The organism is Deinococcus hopiensis KR-140, from assembly GCF_900176165.1.
In the GTDB taxonomy this organism is placed as follows: Bacteria; Deinococcota; Deinococci; order Deinococcales; family Deinococcaceae; genus Deinococcus; species Deinococcus hopiensis.
The window spans coordinates 256,204-272,500 of the sequence record NZ_FWWU01000003.1 but is presented as its reverse complement, the minus strand read 5'-3'; the positions used below and the strand labels follow the sequence as shown (position 1 = coordinate 272,500).

Here is a 16,297-nt window from a genome sequence, read left to right as displayed (position 1 = left end):
GCAGGCCTGGATAAGATTTACGCGCAGGTGGAAGACGCCCTTGCGCGTGGGGCGAAAGCCACTGTGGGCGGCAGCGTTCAGGAAGGGCTGTTTTTTCGCCCCACGGTGCTCACCGACGTTCACCCCGACTCACTGATTCTGCGTGAGGAGACCTTCGGGCCCGTGGCCCCCGTGGTGGTCTTCGATACCGAGGAGGAGGGCCTGCGCCTCGCCAACGCGTCTGAGTATGGCCTGGCCGCCTACGCTTACACCCGGGACCTCTCGCGCGCCTGGCGGGTGGCGGAGGCACTGGAATACGGCATCGTGGGAATCAACGACGGAGTACCGAGTGCGGGCGCGCCCCACGTCCCCTTTGGAGGTATGAAAAACAGCGGTGTAGGCCGCGAGGGTGGACACTGGGGGCTGGAAGAGTATCTGGAAACCAAGTTCATCTCGATGGGCGTCTAAGAGCCAGGAGGAAAGCGGCGTCAGGAGGACTGCCCGTTGCCTTTGTTCCCCCGTCCTGATGCCGCCGTTTCCTCCCCAGCGGCTCCCGGCGTGAGCCGCTGCAGGAGCGCGTGCAACGTTGCCCGCTCCTGCCCATTTAGGGGAGCAAACGAGGTGGCCAGAACGGCTTCGGCCAGGGGACGGCCAGCTTCCAGCACCTGGGTACCGGACGGGGTGAGGTGGTGTTCGATGCGTTTGCCCCTGCCGGGCCGCCGCTCAATCAGCCCCTGCGCCGCGAGCCGTCCGGCCAGCGTACCGAAGGCCTGATCGCTCTGAAACGAGGCGACGGCGAGCTCATGCGCTGAGGCCCCCGGCATTGCCTTGATGGCGCGCAGGGCGTCCCATTGAACGAGGGTGGTGCCGATAGCCGTCAGCCGCGTATCCAGGGCGCGGTGGTGGCCATACTGCACCCGCTTGATCATCCGGCCCAGGGTCAGCAGGTCTATCGACATGACCTATTCTATCGCAACTTGCTTATATCAACATATTTATATAATGTGGGGTATGACCTCTCTTCAAGCTGTACCGCACACGGCCTTGCTCACGCCGGACCTGCCGCTCACGCTGACTGAGGCGGGAGCCGGACGGTCCACACTGATCCTGCACGGTGGCGGGGGGCCGTTGACCGTCACTGGGCTGGCTGCGCAACTTTCTACCGCTGCACGTACCCTGCTGCCCACACATCCGGGCTGGAACGGCACCCCCCGGCCCGAGCATCTGGCGCGGGTGCGAGACCTCGCGCGGGTCTATCTGCAGCTGCTGGAAGACCGGCAGCTTCGGGACGTCCTGGTGGTCGGTTCCTCGCTCGGCGGTTGGATCGGTGCGGAGATGGCCCTGGCCGACAGCGGACGGCGCATCACCGGCCTGGTCCTGATCAACGCGGTGGGTGTGAAGGTGGAGGGCGAACCGATTCAGGACGTGTTTGCCCTGTCGCCACGTGGATTGGCAGAGCTGTCCTTTCACGCCCCGGACCGCTTCTTCGTGGATCCAGCCAACCTGACCCAGGAGCAGGTGGCCCGCCAGAAGGGCAACCTGGACGCCATGCGGCGGCTTGCAGGCGAGCCCTACATGCATGATCCCACCCTGCTGGGCCGACTGTGCGAGGTGTCCGTGCCGACGCTGGTGCTCTGGGGTGAAAGCGACCGCATCGTCACTCCAGCGTATGGTGCAGCCTACGCCGCAGCATTCCGACAGGGGCAATTCGAGGTTATCCCGCGCGCCGGACACCTGCCGCAGCTGGAGCGGCCAGAGGCCACGCTCGCCCAGATTGACCACTTCATGGCCAAACAGGCAAGGCAGCGAGAATAGCGGCGGACGCAACAAGATGGGAAACGCGCCCCACGCCCTTATCGGCCCGTCCTTGCCGCCGCAGCGGGCTCCTGACCGGGCTTGCAGCGGCTCGCGTCTCCGGCTTTCCAGACCGGGGGAGGCCAGGAACGGCGGACAGCGGTCCTCTCGACCCAGCCCAGCAAGCCCATTTTCATCCCAAGCATGCTTGGGTGAAAATGAGAAGGAATGTGAAAACCAATCGAAAGGGGGAGGAGGAGCCGAGTGAATCGCGCTTATGCTGCTCCGGGAAGACTGTCGTCAATGGAGCTTTTCCTCCTGATTCCCGTTGGGCCACACACTGTGTACTCCTTCATGCAGCAGAGGCGACGGGCAGAATCGGCAGCCTCTCCCACGGTGGTGAAAAGAATTGCCCCCACTTGGTGCTTGACAGAAATAATTTTTCAGGAGTACCCTATGTCCATCACAAACAGGAGTCATTCGTGACACAGACCGTGATTCAACCCGCCGCGCCCGGTGGTGCGCTCGGGCGTCTCCGTCAACAGGCCGCTCCCCTTTCTCCGACGCTGCAACGCGTTGCCGAGTACGTCGTGCGCCACGCCGATAGCGTGGTTCACCAGACCATCACCGAACTCGCCACCAGCGCCGGGGTTAGCGAGGCGACCATCACTCGGCTGTGCCGCAAGCTGAATTTTGCGGGGTTCCACGCTTTCAAGATCGCCCTCGCCTCGGACGTCGCCAGCCGTGAGGCTTTGCCTCCCAGCAGCGGCACCCTCGACCCCACCACCCACCTCGTTCGTCAGACCTGCCGCACCCTGGAAGACACCGCGCAGCTGCTTAATCCGGCGGTGCTCGACGATGTGGCGCAGGCCATTGCCCGCGCGCCCCGGGTGGACTTGACCGGGCAGGGCAACAGCGGCCTCGTTGCCCAGTACTTCGCCCACCGACTGATGCGCATCGGGATCACCGCCGTGGCCTGCACGGACCCGCACATCGCGGCGGTGAGCGTTTCCACCCTGCCGCGGGGCGGTGTGGTGATCGGGATTTCCAGCAGCGGTAGCACCATCGACACCGTACAGCACCTGCACCTCGCGCAAAACCACGGCCACTTCACCGTCGCCCTGACCCACCGGGGCAGCAGTCCCGTCACCCGTTATGCCCGGGCCGTCCTGTTCACGGCTGCCCAGGAAGACCCACTGCGCGATTCGGTGCTTGCCACGCTCAGCAGTCAGACGCTGATGCTCGAACTGCTCTACGCGGCAGTGCTTGCCCGCCGTCCGGAGGCGCACGCCATGCTGCGCGTGACCGCCGAATCTGTCGTCGAGAAGAAGTACTAGCACTCCACAGGACCTGGCCCCAGGGCCCCACCACAAAGGAGAGACCATGAAGAAGCTGAAGCTGCTGACCCTCGCTTTCGCCCTCGCCACCGGAGCCGCTGGCACCGCCGCTGCCCAGCAGCCGGTGGAAGTCCAGTTCTGGACCTGGTACCTCAGCCCCAAATTCGACGCCTACATCAAGGACACCATCGCCGCTTTCGAGAAGCAGAACCCGAACATCAAGGTCAAATGGTTCGACAAGCAGGACTCGATGGTGCAGGACTTCATCTCTTCCATCAACCTCGGCAACGCCCCGGACGTGGTGAACCTCAACATCGACGAGGTGCAGAAGGCCGCACAGAACGGCTTCCTGCGCGCCGCCAGCGACCTGACCAGCCCCGCCAGCCTTGCGGCCACCTTCTACCCGCAGAGCCTGAAGAACTTCACCAGCGGCAACAAGATCTACGCCTACCCGTGGTACGGCTGGCTGAACCAGGGCGTGCTGCTGTACAACCCGGAACTGTTGAAGAAGGCGGGCATCACCAAGACGCCCCGCACCATGAGTGAGATGCGCGCCGCTGCACGCACCATCAAGGACAAGACCGGCGCGTACGGCTGGGTACCCGCGCTCAAGGACCCCAACACCTCGTCCTTCCTGGGCTACTTCTACGACGAGGGCCTGCCCATCTACTCGGCGGACGGCAAGGCCGTGTTCAACTCGCCTTCCCACGCAGCGCTGCTGCAGGAGTTCGTGAACCTGTACAAGGGCGGCTATATTCCCGAAGACGTGCTGCGCAGGGAAGCCTTCCAGGCCGCCACCGAGATGTACGCGCAAAACCGTGTGGCGATGATCATCGGTGGGCCGCAGGCGCTCACCCGCGTGAAGGACACGAACCCCGGCCTGTACGGGAAGACCCAGGTGACGGACCCGCCCCTGGGCAAGGCGGGCGTGCAGACTGGCGGCAGCATGGCCCTCGTGGTGCCCACCGCCAGCAAGCACCCCAGGGAAGCGGCCAAGCTCGCGGCATTCTTTACGAACAACGCCAACCAGATTGCCTTTTCCAAGGTGGTTCCCATCGTGCCCACCACCCGGGGCGCGCAGAACATCAAGGGCAATGTGAACAGCCCTGATCCCATCCTGGAAGCCACCGCCCGCGTCAGTGCCTCGGGCCGCCTGATCAACCCCGGCTACAAGGCCCCCGGCAACAGCGACGACCTGTACAAGAACCTCAACGACAACATCGAGGCCGCGATGCTGGGGCGCAAGAGCGCGCAGCAGGCGCTGAACGACACCGTAACCTACTGGAACGCCAACATGAAGAAGTAAGGCGGTCTGGGCGGCTGAGCTGCTGAGCCGTCTCCCACCCCTGTGGCCCGCCCCCTTTCCCGGGTGGGCCACGCGCTTTCTCAGGCCCCTGTCCCTGCTCACCCTCGCCTCTCCCAAAGGAGACCCCATGCGCCCTTCCTGGCGGGATACCCTGCTCTCGTACACGTTTCTGGCTCCGGCGCTCGTGCTGCTGGCCCTCTTTACCTTCTATCCGCTGGCCTACGGCACCTACCTGGGCTTTACCGAGTACAACGGGGCCCGCTTCGGGCAGGGTCTGGGGCCCAAGTGGATCGGACTGCAAAACTTCAAGACCCTCTTTGCCGATCCGCTGTTCGTGACTTCGCTGATCAACAGCGTCAAGTACCTGCTGGTGGTTCCCGCGCTGCAGTTCGCCTCGCTCGCGGTGGCCGTCATGGTCAACCGTGAGTTGCCGGGTATGGCGTTTTTTCGCGCCGCGTACTACGTGCCGGTGGTGACGAGCATCTCTCTGGCCGCCGTGATGTGGGAGTGGGTCTACAACCGCGAGGGCACGCTGAACTGGGTGCTGAGCAGCCTGCACCTGCTGCCCCGGCAACAGGCCTTCGGCTGGCTGAACAACGAGGCCACGGCCTTCTTCGCGGTCATGCTGGTCACGTTCTGGCGGGGCTTCGGGTACTACATGGTGCTGTACCTGGCGGGCCTGCAAAACATTCCCGCGGAGCTGGAGGAAGCTGCTCGCCTGGACGGAGCTTCGCCCTGGCAGCGCTTCTGGAAACTGACCGTGCCCATGATGCGGCCCACCATCTTGCTGTGTACGCTGCTGTCCACCATTGGGGCGCTCCGCGTGTTGGAAGAGGTGCTGGTGCTGACGGGCGGCGGACCGCTGAACTCCACCTTCACCTCACTGATGTACGTGTATTCCAAGGCATTTCAGGGATTCAATTTCGACTACGGCCTGGCGAGCGCGGCAGGTCTGGTGGTGGCGCTGGTGGCCTTGGCGCTGTCCCTCGTCAACTTCCGCCTGTTCCGTGACTCAGGGGAGAGTGAAGCGTGAGTGCCGTAACTGCCCGTCCTGCCCGCAACCGCACCACCGTGGTGCGCCGCCGCCCGCGCCGCGTGCTTCCGCTCGTGCTGCGCTACGCCTTCCTGATCATGGTGCTGCTGTTCGCGGTGTTTCCCTTCCTGTGGACGCTCGCCATCGCGCTGACCGACAAGACGGCGGGCGGCAGCATCTACAACTTCCCGGCCAGTCTGTTTCCCACCAAGATCACGCTGAACAACTTCTCGCAGGTCTACCAGACCTTCAGCCTGGGCAAGTACGTTTGGAACAGCATTTCCATCACAGGACTCACCATCATCGGCACGCTGGTGGTCTCGGCGCTGGCCGCCTACCCACTGGCGCGCTTCCAGTTTCCTGGGCGCAACCTGATCTTTTCGATCATCGTGCTGACGCTGGTGCTGCCCACCGAGACCAATTTCTTGCCCAACACGCTGACGTTGCAAAAGCTGCACCTGCTGGGCACCCACACGGGCGTCGTGCTGCCCCTCGTCGCGTCCGCCTTCGGCATCTTCCTGATGCGTCAGGCGTTCCTGTCGGTGCCCAGGGCGCTGCTGGAAGCGGCCCGGCTGGATGGTGCCAGCGAGATGACGGTGCTGACGCGAATTATGCTGCCCCTCACGCGGCCGAGCCTGGCGGCGCTGGGCATTTTCACGCTGGTCACCACCTGGAACGCCTACTTCTGGCCCATGCTGGTGTTGTCGGCCACGCCCGACAAGGCCCCGCTGAGCGTGGCGGTCCTCAAGCTCAAGGGGCAGTTCAACTATGACCCCTTCAACGTGGCAGCGGGCTCGCTGATCATGATGTTGCCGGTGCTTCTGGTGTTTCTGTTCGCCCAACGCCTGTTCCTGAAGGGCATGGAGGGCGCGGTCAAATGATGGGGAGGGTCCGCCGGTGGGCGCGAGCCTGATTCGCCCGGCCCTTCCCGGCGACGGGGCGGCGCTGGAAGAGATTTGCGTGCAGACCGGCTTGGCCGGGAAAGACGCCCGCGCTGCCTACGCCCACCCCGAACGCCTCGCCTGGCTGTATGTCCGTCCTTACCTGCGTCTCGAACCCGAGGGCGCCTTCGTCCTCGAAGACGCGCAGGGAGTATGCGGTTACGTGCTGACCGTCCACGACACCGCCCGCTATGAGGCTGCCCGGCTGCGGGTGTTGCCCCCCGTCCCCGACACCCCGGACCTGCCCACTGCTGACGCCGCGCTCGCCCAGCAATTGCGCTTCCCCGGCGTAACACCGGCCGCCCTGCTCGCCGGTTGGCCCGCGCACCTGCACCTCAACCTGTTGCCGCGTGCGCAGGGCCAGGGGGCGGGGGGACGGCTCCTCCGGCACGCGCTGGGGCATCTGTGGCGCGTGGGGGTTCACCTGGGGGTGGACCCGAGCAATGCCCGTGCCGCCCACTTCTACGCCGGGCACGGCTTTCGTTCCTGGCAATCCGAGCCCGGCGTGACCTGGATGACCCGTGACCGCCAGGACCGCCGCACCTCCAAGGAGCCCTTATGAACCCCGCCCGTACCCTCATCGTCGATCTGCCTGGCCCGGACCTCACCCCCGAGGAAGGGCTCTTTCTCGCGCGCTACGGCTTCGGCGGCGTGTGCCTCTTTGCCCGCAATATCTCTACCCCGGAGCGTACGGCCCGCCTCGTGCGTGACATCCGTGACGCCCTGGGCCGCGACGTGCTTATCGCCACCGACCAGGAGGGCGGCGCGGTGCTGCGGCGGCTGGACAGTCCGCAGCCGCCCACGCCGATGGGCCTGGGGGCGCTGCGCGACCCGGCAGCAGCTTTTGAAGCGGGGGCGGTGGCGGCGCGCGGCCTGTTGGAACTCGGCATCAACTGGAACTACGCGCCCAGCCTGGACGTGAACGTGAACCCCGAAAACCCTGTGATCGGCGAGCGTTCCTTTGGGGCCAATCCGGCGCTGGTGGCTGAACTGGGCGTCGCCTGGGCCCTGGGCAGCGAGGCGGCGGGCGTGCTGAGTTCGGTCAAGCACTTTCCTGGGCACGGGGACACGCACGTGGACAGCCACCTGGGGCTTCCCACAGTGGACAAGTCGCGCGCGGCGCTCGAAGCCTGCGAGTGGCTGCCTTTTCGCGCGGCGGTGCGCGCCGGGGTGGGCAGCGTGATGACGGCCCACATCCTGTACCCGGCGCTGGACCCGCTGCATCCGGCCACCCTCTCGCACACGGTCCTGACCGGCCTGCTCCGGGACGAGTGGGGCTACAGCGGCGTGGTGGTCACCGACGCCATGGACATGCGGGCGATCTCGGACCGGTATCCGCGCGGTATAGGCGCGCCGCTGACCCTGATGGCGGGGGCCGACGCGGTCTTGAGCTGCGGCCACGGCGACCTGACGCCGCACGTCGAGCACCTCGTCGCGTTGGAGCGGGCGCTGGCGGGGGAAACCCTTTCCGAGGAGCGGCTGCATGAAGCTCTGGAACGGCTGGACGCGGCCGCCAGCCGTTTTCCAGGTGCGGCCCGGCCCTATTCCTCGGGCCAGAAGCAGACCGACGAGGCGCAGGTGCGCGCCTGGGCCCGGGGCAGCGTCACCCGGCAGGGCGCGGTGCCCCGGCTCTCCCGCGACGCCGAGGTCCTGCTCCTCGCGCCCGAGCAGCCCGGCATTGGTGGGCCCTACGGCGACAGCCTGGGGGGCGAAGCCCTGGCCGCCGCACTGCGTGCCCACTTTCCCCACTTGCGCCACGCCCTGCACGGTGACACGGATACGGCCGCGGCGCGCGCCCTGCTGACCGCATATCCGGATGCCACCGTCCTCCTCGCCACCACGACGCGCTGGGAGTTGACACCCGCGCAGCACGAACTCGCTGCCCTGATCGCCCAGCGCGGTGGCCTGCACCTGGCGCTGTGGAACCCCGAACACGCCCGCGCGTTGCCCCTCCCGGCCCTGGTGACCTACGGCTACCGCTCCGCACACCTGGCCGCGGTGGCGCACGCGCTTCAGACCGGGGAGGCCCCAGGGCGCTCGCCGCTGGCGGTGCCGGAAGTGGTGTAGGGTCGCAAGGGCAAACAAAATGGGGGCACCGACATTCGCGGGTGCCCCATTTGTTGGTTCCGCTCAGGCGGGCCGCAGCACCGCCAGGACCAGCAGCAGCGCGGCGAGGGCCGTGGCGGCCCAGGTGAGTCGGTTGGCCGACGCGGGCCAGCCCACCGCCGCACCCCAGGACTGACCTTGAAGGGGTGCGGCGTCCAGGATTCAGCTTCTGGGTGGAAGGGCTGAGCAGCGCGGTCACGATGAACTGGACGGCGACGTAGATCAGCAAGGAACCCAGCTGCCCGCGTGAGAGGACAGTGAGAATTCCCCGATGTTGGGAAAAAACTCGAGGGCATAAATCAGGCCCAGGAAGGCTCCCAGGTCTCTGGGCATCTGCCGAAGACAGTAGAGAACCGACATGAAGAAGGGTGGACCGGTGCCAGGAATGGCGGCCGGCACTTGGAACTCCGACAACGCTTTTTGTGGGTATGATCACAATCTGTCAACGACTTGTCAATTTTGCGGTTCCTGCGTCTTCTGAGTGCGTGCCCTCCTGCAGGGGGAGCCGCAGTGTGGCCCGGGTGCCCACGCCCTCGGTGCTTTCCAGCGTGACCGTGCCGCCGTGCATCTCAGCAATGCTGAGGGCGATGCTCAGTCCCAGGCCGGTGCCGGTGCCGCTCCGTTCGGGGGCCACACGGTAGAAGCGGTCAAAGACCAGGGGCAGGGCGTCTGCCGGAATCCCCAGGCCCGTGTCCCGGACCTCGAACTCCAGGAAGGGGGGACGGGCCCGTACCGTCAAGGTGATCTCACCGCCCTGGCCCGTGTGGTTGAGCGCATTGGACGTCAGGTTGCCGAGAGCCTGCCGCACCCGCGAAGGATCCAGTGAGACGCTGGGAAGCCCAGGCGCCACCTCCAGCTTCAGGGCAACGCCCTGGCGCTCGGCCCGCTGGGCAAAGGCGCGGGCCAGGGCGTCCAGAACATCGCCGGGTCTCAGCGACTCGCGGCTGAGCCGGACCTCCCCCGCGTCGGCCAGCGAGAGAAAGCGCAGGTCCTCCACCAGGTTGCGCATCAGGTCCAATTCGTCCTGTACAGTGGCGAGCCGCTCGGGGGTGGGAGGCAGCCGTCCGGAGGCCATCGCCTGCACGTAGCCGTGAACGATGGTGAGCGGGGTACTGAGGTCGTGCGCGATATCGGAGAGCATCCGGCGTCGCCCAGCGTCTGCGCGCGCGATCTCGGCCTGCATCTCGTTGAACGTCTCTGCCAGGACCGCCACCTCGTCTTGACCGCGCACAGGGACCGGGCGGTAGGGCTGGCCCAGGGTAAATTGCCGGGCCGCCTGCGTCAGCCGCTCCAGCGAGCGCAGCACGCCCCGCGTGAGCAGCGCGGTCAGCAGTACGACGGTGAGCAGCCGTGACAGGGCTGCCAGAAAGATGCTGCGGCTCATGGCGGAGATGACGGCCCGCTCCTCAGGGGGGTTGGGAGGCGGACTGCCCGGCACCAAGTACCCCACGGTCTGCCCATTCAAAGTCAGGGGCCGGGTTCGCACGGCACGGGGGTCTACACGTGCGGGTGCCTCGCCCGCTCCGTGCGCCACCACGTTGCCCCGGGGGTCCAGCAGCAGGGGAGGTCTGACGCTCCCCCGCGTTCGCGCCGGGGGGGAGGCGGAAGAAACCGCCGGCGCCGGGAAGGCAAAGCCCCGCCAGGACCCGGCGCGGCGGTAGTGCGTCAGCGCCAGGGTGGCGGTGCGCTCGGTCCGTTCCTGCACCAGCTCCTGACGGTAGAGCTGGAGCAGAATCGTGGGCGTCAGCGCCGCAAACAGCAGGTGGCTCAGCAGGCTTGCCCCCGCCAGCCACAGCACCAGCCGCAGTTGCAGGGAACGGGCCGGGTGCAGGTTCACGCGGGTGCGAGGAGGGCGTCCGGGTTCAGGCGGTAGCCCGCGCCGAACACCGTCAACAGGTAGCGGGGTTGCGCGGGGTCCGACTCGATCTTGAGGCGCAGTTTGCGAACGTGTACGTCCACGGTCCGTTCCAGGCTGGAACGCTCCCGGTCTCCCTCAATGCAGCCCAGCAGTTCCGAGCGGCTCGCCACGCGCCCCGGGGCCAGCATCAGGCGGTGCAGCACCGCGTACTCGGCGGGCGTCAGGGGAAGCGGCTCTTTGCCGCGCGTCACGGTCCGCAACACTGGATCGAGGGTCAGTTCCCCGACGCGCAGCGGCTGGCTCTCCGGGGCCTGGCGGGCTGCCCGGCGCAATACAGCGCTGATCCGCGCCTCCAGCTCCGGCAGGTCAAAGGGTTTGGTCACGTAATCGTCCGCCCCCAGCGAGAGGCACTGGACTGCGTTCTCGCGCCGTTCGCGCGCGGTCAGGACAATAACGGGAACGCCCGACTCCTGCCGGAAGCGTTCAAGAAAGCCGAAGCCGTCGAGCTGCGGCATCATCAGGTCCAGCAGCACCAGGTCCGGCCGGGCATGCCGGGCCGCAAAGAGCGCGCTGTGCCCGTTTTCGGCCGCCACCGTCTGGTAGCCCACGCTGCCCAGGTAGTCCTGCAGCAGGCGGACCAGATTCAGTTTGTCATCGACGATCAGTATGGTTTTCATGCGTCTGGATGGCGACTTTTTCGTCCTTGATCGGCGTGGGTGGGAGGGCGGACGAGGAGCATAAGGAAGTTAACAACATCTTAACAAGGTCCTCTTACTCTGATCTCACGTCAGAAACATTTTTGTCTGGCCCATGCCTGACCCCACGGTCAGGTTGAGAGCGGCCCGCCAACAGGAGTTCCCATGAAGAAAGTCCAGTTCGCCCTGCTGTCCGCGTTCGTGTTCGCCTCACCCCTCGCCTCTGCCGGGACGGCCACTTTCGATCCCAGTACGAGTGCGGCTCTGGGGACCTCCGAGTCCTTTCTGGTCAAGGCGACCATCGGCCATGCCTGTGTGCTGAGCAAGCCCGCGGACATCGACCTCGGTACCCTGTACTGGACAGGCACCAGCAGCAGCACCAAGAGCACCACCTTTACCGTGCAGTGCAACGTGGGCACGAGCGGCGTCCCCACCCTCAGCGTCACGCCCTCGACCACCCTGGCCCTGACCCGCAGCGGCGGCGCCGAGCAGGTCACAGTCAACGTGGCGCCGAGCAACCTGACCATCGACAACACCAGCTCCGCCGCCCAGAGCTTTTCTATCGGTGCCACCCTCCCCGCCTCCCAAGTGACTGTGGATAAGCCTGCCGGAACCTACACGGGCACGGTCACGGTAGCGGTGAACTTCACGCCATGAGGGCCTGGCCGGGAATCTTACTCGGCCTGATCCTGTCGGCTGCTTCGGTGGCGGGCGCAGGGACGGCCACCTTCGATCCCAGCACGAATGCCAAAACCTCCACCTCAGAACAGTCGGAAGTATCTGTGACGGTGGGCCGCGCCTGCGTCCTGGGTAAACCGGCGGACATCATTCTCTCCACCATCTACTGGACTGGCACTGCCGACGTTACGGACAGCACCACCTTCACGGTGCAGTGCAACGAGCCGAACAACACTGGGTTTTTCTCAGGCTTGGATCTGTCCATGAGCCCCAATGACAGCGTGACGTTGGTCCGCGTCGGTGCGTCCGATCCCCCGGAGGACACCGACCAGCTCACGGTGAACCTCACCAAATCACCGCTCAACATTGATTTCGGCTTCGACTTCGATGAGACGAACACCGCGCCGCAGACGTTCACGGTCACGGCCACCCTGTCCGCCGGCCAGATTGGGGAGAACCACCCGGCAGGTGTCTATGAGGGCACTGTCACCATCTCCATCGACTTTCCTTTCTAAAGAGCCAACAGGAACTGACGTGAACCTTCTTAAAATCAGCCTACTGCTGTTCAGCCTCAGTGCTGTCTCGTCCGCTTCGGCGGGTACGGGCACCTTCGATCCGTCCACGAGCGTAGCCGTGTCCACCTCCGAAACCTTTACCGTCGGGGCCACCCTCGGCCATGCCTGCTCCCTAAGCAAGGCTGCCGATGTGGACCTGGGTACTGTGTACTGGACTGGAACGGGCACCACGGCGGGCAGCACTTCTTTTACCTTGCAGTGCAACCTGACGGGAGGCGTCGCCAGGGACACGCGGGTCTCTATGGCGGTCCTCGACCCCAGAGACCCCCAGGACAGTGGCGCGCGCCTCGCCCTGAACAAGACGGACAACGAGACCAAAGCCTTTGACGTGAATGTCATGGGATCGCCCATGAAGGGATCGGACCGCCGAATCTTTGCGTTCGATAACACCAGCACGGCCGCGCAGACTTTTACCATCGCCATCACGCTCCCAGCTGCCAACGTGGACGTAAACAAGCCCGCTGGGGTCTATGTCTACCCCATCGTTGTCAAGGTGGATTTCCCACTCTGACTTCCCCCGGGGCTGCGCTTTCGTTTCTGCAAAGGAGCGTCCGCGCGGCTCCCCTTCCCGCTCCTTTCCCGCTTCTCCCTTCCGTCCCAGGAGCCGCTGTGCCACGAATGCTCTCCGCGTCCCGTCCCTTTTCCCTCCTCCCGCTGCTGGGTGCCCTGGTTTCGGTCACCCTGTGCTCGGCTGCCGGGGCCGCCTCGTTCGTCATCGCCCCCACCTCGCTGCGGCTGGAAGGAGGGGCGCGCACCACCGCCACCAGCGTCCGCAATGACACGGCCGTACCGGTCAGCTTCAAGGTGGAACTTGCGGCCTGGACGCAGGACGGCGCGGACCGCTACACCCTGAGCCGCGACCTGATCGTCAATCCCACGTCCTTTACCCTGAAACCCGGACAGCAGCAGACGATTCGCGTGGGGTGGCGGGGCGCGCCGGGGAGTGGCGAAAAGGCCTACCGCGTGTACATCCAGGAGTTGCCCGCGGCGAGCAGTCCCAACGCGGCGGCGGGGATGCAGGTACAGGCGCTGTACCGTGCGGGCGTCCCGCTGCTGACATACCCCAAGCTCGGCCAGCCGGAGCTGAAGTTCTCGCTGGAAGGTACGGCGGGCGAGCGGATGCTGGTGGCGCAGAACGTAGGAACACACTTCGTGACGTTGCAGGACGTGAACATTGCCGTGGGGGAGGCGAAGCTTGTGCCCGGAAGCGTCACGGTGCTCGCGGGCGGCACCCTACGCCTGCCGCTGACGGGCCTGCCTGGCACGGGTGCGGTGAACCTGAGCTACCAGCTCGGCACGCAGCCCCAACGCCTGACCCTTCCGGAAGCGCGTTGACGGTGCGGGCATGACCTTCCGCGCGTCGCCGTTCGTTCGGCCGGCCCTGCTGGCGCTCACCCTCGGCCTGCTGGGGAGTTCGGGAGCACAGAGCGGCACCGCCACGCAAACAGCCTCGCTGGTCGCCACTCCCCCCACCGCTCCAACCTTTTGCACCGAGGACCTCGAGCTGTACGTGGAGCTGGAGGTCGGCGGGCGCAACCGGGGCACCCGGCTGGTGTACCCGGAGGGAGAGGCGTTGTGGGTGGAGGCGGCGGCCCTGACCCCTTCTGAGGCAGGGTACGTGGCGGCGCAGAAGGACTGCAACGGCGTGGCCTTCGTACGGCTCAACCCCACGCTCCGCACCAGGCTCGACGGGCAGGCCCTCTCGCTGGTGGTAGAGGCCAACCCCGCCCTGCTGGGCACCACGACCTACCGGGTGGGGACGGGCCAGGTCAGTTACGCGAGCGACCTGCCTCTGCTGCGCCTGAGTTACAGCGTGGCGGCCGCCGCCGACGTCTCGCGTGGCGTGGACACTGCGGCGATGCAGGTGGCCGTGCAGTACTGGCGGGGCAACCTGCGCCTGGAGGGCAGCGCGCGGCTGGCGGGGGGGCAGGGACGCACGCCCGGTACAGTCTACGGAGCGCGCGCCGACTACGATCTCAGCCCAAGTTGGCAGGTGGGCGCGTTCGCGGACGCTGGAAGCGGCGAGGAACGCTTCGGCGTTCGTTCGTCGCTGTCGCGGCTGGTGTTGCGCGATGTCGGGCCCATCGAACTCGACTTTCCCAGCGACGCGGAGGTGCAGGTCACGGTGGACGGCGAGACCCGCACCGCCTTCCTGGCTCCGGCGGGGCACCTCGTTCTGACCGATGTCCGGGCCAAATACACCAGCGGCACGGTGGCTGTCCGCTGGACCGATGGTGTGCGCGAGGGCCAGAGCACCTTTCCCTACCGCCAGGCCAGCGCGCTGCAACCGGGTTCCTTCGGCGTAACGGGCGAGGTGGCCTGGAACACCCGCGCCGGACTGGAAGCCAATGTGGAGGGGCGCTACGTCCTGACCCCCCAGGTGAGCCTTCAGGCGGGGTTCGAGCAGTCAAACGGGACTCCCCGCGCCTCTCTGGGGGCCGTGTGGCAGGACGGGGAACAGGGAGCCAACCTGAACGCCTCCACCGACTTCGGGGTGCGCCCCTCCGGGGCACCCTCTGCCGAGGGTGTAGGAACGAGGGTGCAGGCGGGCTACGCCGCCCGGACCGGACCCGTGACGTTCGGCCTGAGTTCCACGTGGACCGTGACTCCGGCGGGAACGGACCCACGCCGCAGTGAGGCCCGGCTGGTGGCCGCGTACAACCGCTCGTCCCTGGAGATGTACGCCAGCGTGGCCTACAGCCTCAGCCGCGAGCTGTCCGGCCGTGTGGGGCTGGATTACCGTCCCACCGCCGCTGCCCTGCTCTCGGCCTCCGCCGACATGGGCCGGGAGGGCGTGCGTTTCCGTGTGCGGGGCCGCTTCATGCTCGGCTCGGGCCGCTCGGTCGCGGTAGAGGGCCGCCCCGGCCCGGGCTTCGCGGCGGAGTACACGCAGGCCATCGACAATGACCTGCTGCGGCTGAACGTGCAGAACCTCGCTCCCTACGTCGCAGGCACCTACACCCTGAACAGGGGCATCTCGGCGACGGCCTCGGTGAACAGCTCGGGGCAGGGCGCGGTCTCGGTGACAGGCAGCGTCAGCCGGGTGGCTGGGCAGCTCACGTGGAACAGCACGCGTGACGGATCGGTCCTGTTCCTGAAGACGGGGGTGCCGGGACTGACGCTGCGGGTCAACGGTCAGCCGCAGGGCCGCACCGACGCGGCGGGTGATGTGGTGCTCACCGGCTTCCGGGCTGGGCTGCCGCTTCAGCTCTCGTTTGATCCCTCGGAGCTGCCCATCGAGGTGGGTTACCGGCAAGACCGGGTGGGCCTGCTGCCCGACCGCGCCGGCGTGAACGAACTGGACTGGCGGGAGAACTTCACGGTCTCGCGGTGGGTCACCCTGCGGTGGGCCGAGGGACACTCCGCCGCTGGAGCGACGCTGGAAGTGGCTGGGCAGGTCTTCACTGCCGACGATGAAGGTGCCGCGCTGCTGCCGCCCCTGCCGGCGGGTGTGCCCGCCCTGCTGCGTTCAGAGGACGGAACGCAGAGGTGCCACGTGGTGACTGGACCGAAAGGAGAGGTGCCCGCATGCGGTTCCTGAAAACACTGGCGCTGCTCGCCCTGGGTTCATGGGCGGGCGCGACTTCCTGCGTGCTGACCGCCCAGAACGTCGCGCTCACCACAGCGTACCTGTGGACCGATGCTGCCCCCACCACCCTGGTGGTCACGCCCGGCACCGTGACCTGTACGCTGGACGGCACGGCGGTCACGGCGCACGCCCGGCTGGACGGCTCCCCCTCGGTTCGCGCCCTGTACGAGGGCGGCGCGCCCGGCGGCCCGGCGCTGCGCTACTCGCTGTTGGTCGGCAGCCAGCGCTGGGGCGACGGCACAGCGGGCAGCGTGACCTTTCCCCTCGTGCTCAGCGGGCTGGTGGGAGACGTGCAGAGCTTTCCGCTCACCGCCACCCTCACCCTTCCGGCAGGCCAGCTCGTTCCAGCTGGACTGTACCGCGGCACGCTGAACATCACCCTGGATTTCGACCCATAGGCCCGGTC

The 16,297-nt window shown here is 66.6% G+C and carries 17 protein-coding genes (1 of these 17 cut by a window edge); 14 read left to right on the top strand and 3 right to left on the bottom strand.

What is annotated here, in order from left to right; translation table 11 throughout:
- Nucleotides 1–447, top strand: partial view of an NAD-dependent succinate-semialdehyde dehydrogenase gene (locus tag B9A95_RS03085; protein ID WP_084045478.1) — the end only. Its footprint begins 1,002 nt before the window's first position; the window shows 447 of its 1,449 coding nt (coding positions 1,003–1,449); its start codon lies off the left edge, out of view; it ends in the stop codon at nucleotides 445–447.
- Nucleotides 448–467: 20 nt separating this feature from the next.
- On the opposite strand, the gene B9A95_RS03080 is transcribed toward B9A95_RS03085, so the two are convergent.
- Nucleotides 468–938: a MarR family winged helix-turn-helix transcriptional regulator gene (locus B9A95_RS03080; RefSeq protein WP_084045477.1), complete on the bottom strand. Its 471-nt coding sequence runs from the start codon at nucleotides 936–938 to the stop codon at nucleotides 468–470.
- A 52-nt stretch (nucleotides 939–990) separates the two neighbouring features.
- Between B9A95_RS03080 and B9A95_RS03075 the strand changes: the two genes are divergently transcribed.
- The 7 genes from B9A95_RS03075 to B9A95_RS03045 all read left to right on the top strand — a co-directional run bounded on the left by B9A95_RS03075 (nucleotide 991) and on the right by B9A95_RS03045 (nucleotide 8,457).
- Nucleotides 991–1,794: an alpha/beta fold hydrolase gene (locus tag B9A95_RS03075; RefSeq protein WP_084045476.1), complete on the top strand. Its 804-nt coding sequence runs from the start codon at nucleotides 991–993 to the stop codon at nucleotides 1,792–1,794.
- A 461-nt stretch (nucleotides 1,795–2,255) separates the two neighbouring features.
- Nucleotides 2,256–3,110 carry a MurR/RpiR family transcriptional regulator gene (locus tag B9A95_RS03070; RefSeq protein WP_245808110.1) on the top strand — a complete coding sequence of 285 codons (855 nt, stop codon included), beginning with the start codon at nucleotides 2,256–2,258 and terminating at the stop codon, nucleotides 3,108–3,110.
- 46 nt (nucleotides 3,111–3,156) lie between these two features.
- Entirely contained in the window at nucleotides 3,157–4,416 is a 1,260-nt protein-coding gene (locus B9A95_RS03065) for an ABC transporter substrate-binding protein (RefSeq protein ID WP_084045474.1), read from the top strand.
- A 127-nt stretch (nucleotides 4,417–4,543) separates the two neighbouring features.
- On the top strand, nucleotides 4,544–5,449 hold the full coding sequence (locus B9A95_RS03060; protein WP_084045473.1) for a carbohydrate ABC transporter permease: 906 nt from the start codon (nucleotides 4,544–4,546) through the stop codon (nucleotides 5,447–5,449).
- Entirely contained in the window at nucleotides 5,446–6,330 is an 885-nt protein-coding gene (locus B9A95_RS03055; RefSeq protein ID WP_084045472.1) for a carbohydrate ABC transporter permease, read from the top strand. Before B9A95_RS03060 ends, B9A95_RS03055 begins: the two co-directional genes overlap by 4 nt.
- A 16-nt stretch (nucleotides 6,331–6,346) precedes the next feature.
- Nucleotides 6,347–6,952 carry a GNAT family N-acetyltransferase gene (locus tag B9A95_RS03050; RefSeq protein ID WP_084045471.1) on the top strand — a complete coding sequence of 202 codons (606 nt, stop codon included), beginning with the start codon at nucleotides 6,347–6,349 and terminating at the stop codon, nucleotides 6,950–6,952.
- Entirely contained in the window at nucleotides 6,949–8,457 is a 1,509-nt protein-coding gene (locus tag B9A95_RS03045; protein ID WP_084045470.1) for a glycoside hydrolase family 3 protein, read from the top strand. Before B9A95_RS03050 ends, B9A95_RS03045 begins: the two co-directional genes overlap by 4 nt.
- 481 nt (nucleotides 8,458–8,938) lie before the next feature.
- Here the strand turns inward: B9A95_RS03045 and B9A95_RS03040 are convergent, their stop codons facing one another.
- Together B9A95_RS03040 and B9A95_RS03035 are read right to left on the bottom strand one after the other, a co-directional pair.
- Nucleotides 8,939–10,333 (bottom strand): sensor histidine kinase, encoded by a 1,395-nt coding sequence (locus B9A95_RS03040; protein ID WP_084045469.1) that lies wholly within the window; start codon nucleotides 10,331–10,333, stop codon nucleotides 8,939–8,941.
- Nucleotides 10,330–11,031: a response regulator transcription factor gene (locus tag B9A95_RS03035; RefSeq protein WP_084045468.1), complete on the bottom strand. Its 702-nt coding sequence runs from the start codon at nucleotides 11,029–11,031 to the stop codon at nucleotides 10,330–10,332. Before B9A95_RS03035 ends, B9A95_RS03040 begins: the two co-directional genes overlap by 4 nt.
- 183 nt (nucleotides 11,032–11,214) lie before the next feature.
- Here B9A95_RS03035 and B9A95_RS03030 point away from each other — a divergent pair, with 183 nt between their 5' ends.
- The 6 genes from B9A95_RS03030 (at nucleotide 11,215) to B9A95_RS03005 (ending at nucleotide 16,289) form a co-directional block, all read left to right on the top strand.
- Nucleotides 11,215–11,706 (top strand): DUF4402 domain-containing protein, encoded by a 492-nt coding sequence (locus B9A95_RS03030; protein WP_084045467.1) that lies wholly within the window; start codon nucleotides 11,215–11,217, stop codon nucleotides 11,704–11,706.
- Nucleotides 11,703–12,242, top strand: coding sequence for a Csu type fimbrial protein (locus B9A95_RS03025; protein WP_084045466.1), 540 nt, complete (start codon nucleotides 11,703–11,705; stop codon nucleotides 12,240–12,242). The genes B9A95_RS03030 and B9A95_RS03025 overlap by 4 nt, the downstream gene beginning before the upstream one ends.
- A 19-nt stretch (nucleotides 12,243–12,261) precedes the next feature.
- Entirely contained in the window at nucleotides 12,262–12,813 is a 552-nt protein-coding gene (locus tag B9A95_RS03020; RefSeq protein WP_084045465.1) for a hypothetical protein, read from the top strand.
- A gap of 107 nt (nucleotides 12,814–12,920) precedes the next feature.
- Nucleotides 12,921–13,637, top strand: coding sequence for a fimbrial biogenesis chaperone (locus B9A95_RS03015; protein WP_084045464.1), 717 nt, complete (start codon nucleotides 12,921–12,923; stop codon nucleotides 13,635–13,637).
- Nucleotides 13,638–13,647: 10 nt separating this feature from the next.
- A complete protein-coding gene (locus B9A95_RS03010; protein WP_084045463.1) occupies nucleotides 13,648–15,843 on the top strand; it encodes a fimbria/pilus outer membrane usher protein in 2,196 nt (731 codons plus the stop codon).
- Nucleotides 15,831–16,289 (top strand): spore coat protein U domain-containing protein, encoded by a 459-nt coding sequence (locus B9A95_RS03005; RefSeq protein ID WP_084045462.1) that lies wholly within the window; start codon nucleotides 15,831–15,833, stop codon nucleotides 16,287–16,289. The genes B9A95_RS03010 and B9A95_RS03005 overlap by 13 nt, the downstream gene beginning before the upstream one ends.
- Nucleotides 16,290–16,297: the final 8 nt, after the last annotated feature.